3 protein-coding genes are annotated in these 9,892 nt (G+C 75.2%); all 3 read right to left on the reverse strand.

Annotation, left to right across the window (positions count from 1 at the left end; all coding sequences use genetic code 11):
• Positions 1-1,355, reverse strand: a 1,355-nt coding sequence (locus AC08OP_RS14325) for an ABC transporter ATP-binding protein (protein ID WP_476614646.1), incomplete at its 3' end; no start/stop codon positions are given.
• Entirely contained in the window at positions 1,352-3,145 is a 1,794-nt protein-coding gene (locus AC08OP_RS14330; protein ID WP_476614647.1) for an ABC transporter ATP-binding protein, read from the reverse strand. The genes AC08OP_RS14330 and AC08OP_RS14325, both read right to left, overlap by 4 nt.
• On the reverse strand, positions 3,142-9,867 hold the full coding sequence (locus AC08OP_RS14335) for an amino acid adenylation domain-containing protein (RefSeq protein ID WP_476614648.1): 6,726 nt from the start codon (positions 9,865-9,867) through the stop codon (positions 3,142-3,144). Before AC08OP_RS14335 ends, AC08OP_RS14330 begins: the two co-directional genes overlap by 4 nt.
• Positions 9,868-9,892: the final 25 nt, after the last annotated feature.

Genomic DNA, 9,892 nt, shown 5'->3' on the forward strand with positions numbered 1-9,892 from the left:
CCAGAAGTGCCGGGGTCCGGCAGCAGGCCCGCGAGAGCGGCGACCCGTTCGACCTCCTCCTGGCTCGCGTCGGGCCGCCCCAGCCGGATGTTGTCGGCCAGCGTGCCGTCGAAGAGGTAGACGTCCTGGAAGACCACGGACACGAGCGAGGTGAGCGCCTCGGTGCCCACCTCCCCCACCGGCACTCCGCCGATCAGCACCTGGCCGCCGTCGGCGTCCCAGAAGCGGGCGACCAGCCGAGCGATGGTCGTCTTGCCCGCCCCGGAGGGCCCGACCAGCGCCGTCGTGCTCCGCTCGGGGAGCACGAAGCTGACATCGTCGAGCACCCGCCGGTCGCCGTAGCCGAACGTCACGTGGCGGAACTCGACATCCGTGCTGGTCGGCCGGACCGGCGTGGCCGGCTCGGGCAGCGGCTGGACGTCGAGCACCCGGGCGACGGCGTCCAGGCTGCCGCGGGCCAGCCGCATACCGGCCCCGAGGTCGGCGGCGGCCGACACCGGCTCGATGAACCGGACCATCAGCACCAGCACACCGGCCAGCAGCGCCGGGTCGAGGCTGCCGCCCAGCGCCCGGTGCGCGCCGAGCACCAGCACGACGGCGAACGACAGCCGGACGACGAAGCTGAAGGTCACCAGGCCGGGCACGGAACGCACCACGAGCCGCCGGTCGGCGTCGTGCTGGGCGGCGAGCGCCTCGTCGAGCATCCGGTGCCCGTGCACGGTGCGCCCGAAGGCCCGCAGCACCGGCTGCGTCTGCCCGAACTCGACGATGCGGGACGACGCCTCGTCGACCACCGCGTCCCGGTCGGCGTCCACCTTCGCGACAACCCGGTTGCTCGCGGCCAGGACGACGACGAGCAGCACCGCCGCGGCGAGGACGGCGGCCGCGAGCCGGACGTCGAAGAAGAACAGCGCGACGATCACCGTCACCGGGACCACCGCCGCGGTGACCACCGGGCGCAGCAGGTGGGCGGGGATGTTCATCGCGCCCATCACGCTCTGGCTGGTCAGCCGGGCGAGCTGGCCGACCCGCCCGGGGTCGAACCAGCCGAGCGGCAGCTCGACGATCTTCTCGCCGAGCCGGTGGTGCAGCACGTTCGCCACATCCGCGCCGACCCGGAACGCCGCGTTCTGCGCCCACCAGGTGAGGCCGGCGTAGGCGAGCGTGGCGGCGGCGACGCCCCCGAACCACGGCCAGGCGTCCGCCGGGTCGTCGCCGAGCAGCTCCTCGATCATCGGTACGCCCAGGGCGTAGCCGACGCCCTGGGCGACGGCGGCGAGCACGAGGCCGGCGATCAGCCGGCGCACCGCGGGGGCGTGCTCCGGTCCCACTACGCGCAGCAGCTGCCTGATCATGTAAGTGCTCCCTCGTGGCGTCCCTGGGCCGGCAGGTCTGGCAGCCCCGGCGGGTCTGGCTGGTCGGTGGACTGCTGGGCGGCCCACATCCGCCGGTACCTGCCGTCCTCACGCAGCAGCTCGGCGTGCCGACCACGCTGGACGACCCGGCCCTGTTCGAGCACGATGATCTGGTCGGCCTCGCGGACGCTGGCCAGCCGGTGGGCGATCACCAGCAGGGTCCGCCCGGCCGCCGCGGCGGACAGCGCGCGCTGCACCGCGTCCTCCGCGTGCGGGTCGGCGTACGCGGTCGCCTCGTCGAGGACGAGCACCGGGGCGTCGGCGAGCAACGCCCGCGCGATGGCGATCCGCTGCTGCTCACCGATCGAGAACGTGACGTCGTGTCCGACCACCGCGTCGTACCCGGCCGGCTCCCGGACCACCCGGTCGTGGATCTGCGCCGCGCGGGCCGCCTCGACGACCGCCTCCCGGGCCGCGTCCGGCCGGGCGAGCGCGATGTTGTCGGCGACGGAGGCCCGCAGCAGCCCGACGTCCTGGAAGACGAAGCCGACCAGGCCGTAGAGCGTGCCGGGGTCCAGCTCCCGCACATCGGCCCCGCCGACCGTGACCGACCCGGAGGTCACGTCGAAGAACCGCGGCACCAGCCGGGCCAGCGTCGACTTGCCCGCCCCCGAGGGCCCGACGAGGGCGGTGACGGTGCCCGGTGCCAGCACGAGGTCGACGCCCTCCAGCACGGGCGGCCCGCCGTCGTACGCGAACGACACGCCGCGCAGCTCCACCGTGGTCCCGTCCGTCACCCGCGGACTGTCGGGAACCGGCAGCGGCGGGGTGTCGAGCAGGCCCGCGACGCTCGCCGCCGCGACCCCGCCGGTGCGCAGCGCCTGCAGCCGGGTGCCGATGTTCGACACCGCACCGGCCACGCCGGGCGCGAGCAACGCGAACGGGATGATCTCGGGCGCCGGCATACCGCCGTGCGCGACCAGGGCGATACCCGGCCCGAGGACCAGCAGCAGCACCGCCGGCGGGGCGACGACGATCTGGGACGCCGTGGTCACGGCGGTCGTCGCCGCCACCCAGCGGGCGAAGAAGTCGTGGAAGGCGTCCGCGGCGCGGCCGAACCGCTCGTACGCCGACCGCGCGCGGCCGAACGTCTTGACCACCGCGATCCCGTCGACGAACTCCACCACCGCGTTGTTGATCTCGGCGACGGCCCGGCCGTAGTCGGCCATCTTCGTGCCGGCCTCAGCCATCGCCCGGGCGAACAGCCAGATCCCGGCCACCAGCGGTACGACGCTGAGCAGCCCGAGCCGCCAGTCGACGACGATCAGGTAGACCAGCGCCGTGACCGGCACCACGACCACCGCGGTGACGTCCAGCAGCGTGTGGGCGACGAGATAGTGCATCGCGTGCACGTCGTCGTGGACGACCTTCTTCACCTCGCCGGACCCGCGCCGGGCGAACCAGCCGAGCGGAACCCGCCCGAGCCGGTCCGCCAGCGCCCGGCGCAGCCGCAGCTGGAGCCGGGCATCCCCGACGTGGGTGAGGGTGACGGCCGCGCTGGCCGCCAGCAGGCTCACCGGCGCCGTGGTGCCGCACACGACGACCCAGGCCCACACCTGGTCCTCGTCCGGGCTGGCCACCAGCAGCGCCTGCGCCGCCTCGGCGAGCGCGATCAGCGACACCACGGCGGCCACACTCGACACCGCCTGCAGCGCCACCGCGACGACCAGCAGCGAGCGCAACGGCGCGAGCAGTCTCGCCAGCGGCTGGACGGGGCTCGGGATACTCACAACACGCCCTCCTCGAAGGCATCGGGCTCGAACACGGCCGCGTCGCCGTGCTCCAGAACGAGAGCGGCCAGCCCGGCGACGGTCGGCGCGGCGAGAAAGCCACGGACAGGCACGTCCACGCCGTACCGGGCCCGCAACGCACCGACCATCCGCAGCGCGAGCATACTGTCACCGCCGGCCCCGAAGAAGTTCGCGTCCCGGTCGGCGACGTGTACGCCGAGCAGCTCGCTCCACAGCGCGGCGATCGCCGACTGCGCGCCTGGGTCAGGGGCGACGCCGTCAAGGCTGGTGAGGTCCTCGCCGAGCGCGGTGAGCGCCAGCCGGTCGATCTTGCCGTTCGCGGTGAGCGGCAGCTCCGCCAGCACGCTCACCCGGGCCGGCACCGCGTAGGGCGGCAGCCGGTCCGCCAGATGGGCGCGCAGCGCGGTGACCAGATCGTCGCCCGTGTCCGCGCTCGCCGCCGCGGTCTCGGTGGCCGCCGGGGCGATCCCGGCCGCTGTCGCGTCGTCGCGTGCGGCACCGGCCGGCACGACGAAGGCGTGCAGGGCACGGCGGTGACGGTCGCCGACCGCGACGACGGCGCCGGCCCGGGCCAGCGGGAAGCCCTCCAGCGCGGCCTCGACCTCGTTGAGCTCGATGCGGTGACCGCCGATCTTGACCTGCTGGTCGGAGCGACCGAGGAACTCCAGCGTCCCGTCCGGCCAGTACCGGCCGAGGTCGCCGGTCCGGTACCAGCGGTCACCGGCCCGGCGGACGAACCGGTCCGCGGTGCGCCGCGGGTCACCGCGGTAGCCGAGGGCGACCCCGCGCCCTCCGATCCACAGCTCCCCGGGCACCCAGTCCGGGCGGTCGTCCCCCCGCGGGTCGACGACCCGGTACGCCTGGTTGTCGAGCGGGAACCCGTAGGGCACCGAACTCCACCCGTCCGGCACCTCGTCGACCTCGAAGGCGTTCGACCAGATAGACGCCTCGGTCGCCCCGCCGAGCGCCACCAGCCGGCACCGGCCGCCCGTCCCCGCCCGCAGCCGGCCCGGCAGGTCGAGACCCACCCAGTCACCGGAGACCAGCGCGAGGCGCAGCCCGGCCGGCAGCGGCTCCGGCTCGGCGGCGACGAGCAGCATGTCGAGCAGAGCCGGGACGGTGTTCCAGACGGTCACGCCATGGTCGCGGGCAAGCGAAAGCCAGCGCTGGGCGTCGCGCCGGTCGTCCTCCGCCGCGAGCACCACCGCGCCGCCGGCGCCGAGCAGGCCGAAGACGTCATAGACGGAGAGGTCGAAGTCGAGCGCGGACAAGGCGAGCACCCGGTCACCGGCGCCGATCCCGAACCGGGCGTTGATGTCCGCCACCGTGTTCACGGCCGCGTCATGGGCGATCTCGACGCCCTTCGGCTCGCCGGTCGACCCGGAGGTGAAGATGACGTAGGCCAGGCCACGCGGGTCGACCGGCACCGGGGTGACCAGCGCCGGGCCGGCCAGCGCCCGGCCGATGCCGAGAATCTCCGGGCCGGCCCCACCGGGCTGCTCCCCGCCAGTGGGCTCCGCGTTGCCGTCGTCATCACCGTCGGCATCGTCGGTGATGACGTACCTTGCGCCGGACGTCGCGTGGATCCGCGCCCGGCGCAACGCCGGCTGTTCCACTCCGATGGGCACGTACGCCGCACCGGCGGCCAGCACGCCGAGGACCGCGACGATCTGGTCGGGGCCCTTCGGCAGGGTGACGGCGACAGTGTCGCCCGGCACGACGCCCCGGGCTACCAGGCCGCCCGCGACCCGCAGGGCGGCGTCGGCGAGGTCCCGGTAGCTCATGGTCGCCGGGCCGGCCTGCGGGTGCTCCCAGACGAGCGCCGTCCGGTCCGGCTCGGTGACGGCTCGACCGAAGAACGCGCCGTGCAGCGTGGCCGGCGCGCGGTCGACGGCGGTGGCGTTGCGCGCGGCCCGGACCTCCCGCTGCCCGGCCGGCAGCAGGTCGGGCAGCCGCCCGGACCAGTCACCGTCGGCGAGCCAGCCGATGAGGCTGTTGTAGGCGGTGAACATGGCGTCGACGACCCCGGGGCGGAACAGGTCCTCGACGACGTCCCAGCTGACCTGGAGTCCGCCGGCCGCCTCCACCACCTGGTTGTCGAGACCGACCTGCGGGGACTGGGACAGCCCGTACACGGGCGCGCCGAAGGCGTCCGACAGGTCCATCGAGACACCGTCGCCGTCGCCGACGCCGCCGCCGACGCCGATCGCGCTGGTGAACACGACCGGCATCGCCTCCAGGGCGCCGGTCGCCCGCGCCAGCTCCCGCAGCAGCCAGATCGGGGAGACCTCGCGGTGGTCCAGGTCGGCGGCCAGCCGGCGCTGCAGGCCGCCGACGGTGGCCAGCCAGGTGTCGGCCCGCCGGTGGTCGGCGAGCGAGAGGGTGGTGAAGTCGCCCAGCAGCCGGGCGATGTCCGGGTGGACGGGCCGCCGGTCGAACAGCGTGAGGGTGATCGTCAGGTCGGTGTGGGTGCTCCAGGCCGCCAGCACCTCGCCGTAGACCGCCAGCAGCACCGTGGACACGGTGACGTCGTGCCGGCGGGCGGCCGCGCGCAGCCGCTCCCACACCCGTGGCTCGTGCCAGTGCCGGTGCCGTTCGAACCGCGGCCTGGTGAGCTGCGCCGGGTCGAGGGCGGTCGGCAGCGCGGGCGCCGGCGGCAGCTCGGCGAGCCGGGCCAGCCAGTACTCCTGGTCGGCCGCGGCGGCCTGCGGGTCGGGCCGCACGCCGAGCACGTAGTCCCGGAACGACACTCCGACCTCCGGCAGGACGGGCGGGTGCTCGCCGGCCCGCGCGGCGACGTAGAGCCGGTCGAGCTCCGTGTACAGCGTCATGATCGACAGAGCGTCGAACACCAGGTAGTCGAGGCCGACCGCGAGCCGTACCCGTCCCTGGCCGGCCCGCTCGTAGCGCAGCGCGGACACCTCGAACAACGGCCACCGGGTCAGGTCGAGCACCCGGTGCGAGTGCTCCCGCCGGAAGGCCGCCAGCTCGGGGCCGGGATCCGCCTGCGGTGCGGCGGTACGCACGTCGACGCGGGGCTGCCCGACGTCCGTGAGGATGCGCTGGTTGCCGTCCTCGTCGAAAACGGCCCGCAGCATCTCGTGCCGCTGCACCAGGCCGTGCAGTGCCGCTTCCAGGGCCGCCGGGTCCCAGGTCGCCGCCGGCACGTCGAACTCGGTGTAGTGCCAGGTGCCGACACCACCGAGCGGCAGCCGCTCGTCCCGGCCGATCCAGTAGGCGCGCTGCACGTCGGTCGGGGGGAACGGCTCGTACCGGTGCTCTGGGTCGGCGACCAGCCCGTTTCCCTCCCCCGCGGGGAGCGGCCTCGCGCCGTCCGCCTCCGGCGTCGCGGCGGGTTCCAGCGTCGCGGCGAAATCAGCCAGCCGCGGGGTGGTGAACAGCCGGCCGAGCCGGCCACCGGCCAGGCCTGCCTCGCGCAGGCGCACGAGCATGGTGGTCGCGAGCAGCGAGTCGCCGCCCAGGCCGACGAAGGTGTCATCGCGGCCGACCCGCTCGGCCCCGAGCAGGTCGGACCAGATGCCGGCGACCGTGGTCTCCACCGTGCCCTGGGGCGGCGTGAACACGCCGCCCGCGCCGTCGCCGCCGCCGGTGGCGGAGTCGGCGGTCAGCTCGGCGGCGAGTGCCGACCGGTCGACCTTGCCGTTGCGGGAGAGCGGAAGCCGCGGCCGGACGACGACGAGCTGCGGGCGCGACGCCTCGGGCAGCCGCTCGGTCAGCCACTCCCGCAACGATTCGACGAGGCCGCCGGTACCGAGCCCATCGGTACCGAGCCCATCGGTACTGAGGCCGTCGCTCCGGTCCTCCTCGCCCGGATCCCCGGCCGGCTGGACGGCGAGCGCGAGGCGCCGCGCCGGGCCGGCCACGACCGTGGCGGCCGCGGCGGCGACCGCCGGGTGGCTGCGGGCGGCCGCCTCCACCTCGCCGAGCTCGATGCGGTGCCCCCGGATCTTGACCTGGCCGTCCGCGCGGCCGAGGAACTCCAGGACGCCGTCGGACCGGTAGCGGGCCAGGTCACCCGTCCGGTACCAGCGGGTTCCGGCGTGTTCCACGAACCGGTCCGCGGTGCGGGCAGGATCGCCCCGGTAGCCCCGGGCCACGGACCGGCCACCGATCCACAGCTCTCCGGTGACCCGGTCGGGGCAGTCGCGGCCCTGAGCGTCGACGACCCTCGCCCGCACGTCGTCCAACGGGAGCCCCCACGGCATCGACGGCCAGGCACGCGCCTCGCCGTCCTGCTCGGGGGACACCTCGAACGTGGTGGAGTGGATCGCCGCCTCGGTCATGCCGCCGAGGGCGACGAACCGCGCGGCGGGGAAGACCGCCCGCGTCCGCGCCGGCAGGTCCACGCCGACGACGTCCCCGCCCAGCAGCACCAGGCGCAGCCCCGCGGTGCCGGAGGCGGCCGGAGGAGCTGCGGTCGGCGCCGCGGTGAGCAGCATGTCCAGCAGCGCCGGCACGGTGTTCCAGACCGTCACCTCGTGGTCGGTGAGCGCCCGCCACCACGCCGCGGCGTCCCGGCGGTCCTCGTCGGCGAGCAGCACGACGGCACCGCCCGCCGCCAGCGGGCCGAACAGGTCGTAGACGGACAGGTCGAAGTCGAGCGCGGACAGCGCCAGGGTCCGGTCCCGCGGACCGACCTCGAACCGGTGGTTGATCGCGTCGATGGTGTTCGCCGCGGCGGCGTGGGTGACCTCGACGCCCTTCGGCTCCCCGGTCGAGCCGGAGGTGAACAGGACGTACGCGACCTGGTCGGGGTCCGTCGCGACGGGACCGGCCAGCGGCTCCCGCTCCGCCGCGGCGGCGAGGTCGACGACCCTCGGCTCCTGGCCGACGGCCGCCTGGCCCGCGGCCCCCGCATCGCCGGCGCCACCGGTGGCGCCGGTGGCGCCGGTGGCGAGCAACGGGCTCGTCGCGGCGTCGGTGAGCACCAGCCGCGCCCCGGCGCGGGCATACACCGCCGCGCGGCGCAGCGGCGGTTGGTCGACGCCCAGCGGCAGGTAGGCGGCGCCGGCGGCCAGCACACCGAGTACCGCGACGACCTGGTCGACGCCGCGCGGCAGCGTCACGACCACCGTGTCACCGGGCCGCACGCCCTCGTCGACGAGCAGCGCGGCGACCCGCAGCGCCGCGTCGGCCAGCCCGCCGTAGCCGAGCCGCCGGTCGCCCGCGATCACCGCCGGGCGCCGCGTTCCGGCAGCGGTCCCCTCCGCTGCCTCGGCGGCCTCGGCGGCGATCTCCTCCGCCGCCCGGCGGAAGACGACCTCGTGCAGGGTCCGGGCCGGGTGCGCCAGCCGTGTCGCGTTCACCTCCGCACGCACGCCGGCCTGTGCCGCCGGCAGCAGGGAACCGACCGGCTCCTGCCAGGGGTCGTCGGAGCCGGCGAGCCGGTCGACGAGCGCGCGGTAGGCCGCGAACGCGTCCTCGGCGACTCCCTCGTCCAGGCAGTCCAGCCGGACGTCCCAGTTGAGCAGCAGACCGCCGTCATGCTCGGTGACCTGGGCGTCGAGCCACACCTGGGGCCCCTGGGAGATCGTCCACGCCGGCCGGCCGAAACATTCCTGGACCTGTGACGAGTAGATGTCGCCGAGACCGAGCGCACTGGTGTAGACGACCGGGGCGAGCACCGGGTGGCCGCGCCGGCGGGAGATCTCCCGCAGCACGTCGACACCGCTGTAGGAGCCGTGCGCGATGGCGGCGGCGAGGGTCTGCCGCACCACTCGCGCGCGCTCGGCGAACGGCAGCGGCGCGCCGAGGTCGACATCGAGCAGCAGCGAGCTGGAGAAGTCTCCGACGAGCAGGTCGACGTCCGGGTGCAGGGGGTCTCGGTCGAACAGCGGCAGGTTCAGCAGGAACCGCGGGCCGGCGCTCCAGGCGCCGATGACCTCGGCGAACGCGGTCGCCAGCGCGGCGGCCGGGGTGACGCCGTGGCGGCGGGCCCGCTCGGTGAGCGCGGCGCGGCGGGCCGGGTCGATCCAGTGGTCGAGCCTGGTGCTGCGCGCCGTCGTCCCGGGGTCGCCGGCACCGGGCCGCAACGGCAGGTCCGGTGCTCCGGGCAGGTCGTCGAGCCGGTCGTGCCACCACTGCCGGGCGCGGGCCACCCGGTCGTCCCCGCGGGCGGCCCGGTCGGCGAGATAGCGGGGGAAGTCGTAGGTCAGCGGCGGCAGCGCCAGGTCCCCGGCGGGGCCTGGCTCCTCGACAGACCCTGCCGCCGGCCCGAAGGTGAGGTCCGGTCCGGAGGTGAGGTAGAGCCGGCGGAGGTCCTCGAACAGCAGGCGCAGGCTCAGCGCGTCGGAGGCGACCATGTCCAGGTCCAGGTGCAGCCGCGTCGCGCCGCCGGGCAGCAGGGTGAGGGCGACCTCGCAGATCTCGCCGGCCTCGACGTCCATCATGCGGTGGGTGTAGTGGGAGCGCAGCGCGGACAGCTGCGCCTCGGCCTCCGCCGGAGGGAGCAGCCGCAGGTCGCGGACCGGTAACTGCGGCTCGGTCACCTCCCCGATCACAGCGCGCCCGTCCTCGGTCACCCGAGACCGCAGCATGCCGTGCCGGGCGATCAGCGCGGTGAACGCGCGCCGCAGCCGCTCCGGGTCGATCCCGGCACCGTCGAACTCGACGTAGAAGTGCGCGGCGACCCCGCCGAAGGGCTGCCCGGGCTGGCGCCCCACCCAGTAGGCGTGCTGCATGGTGGCGAGGGGGAACGGCTCCCCC

This window comes from Frankia sp. CeRuru1 (genome assembly GCF_977966315.1).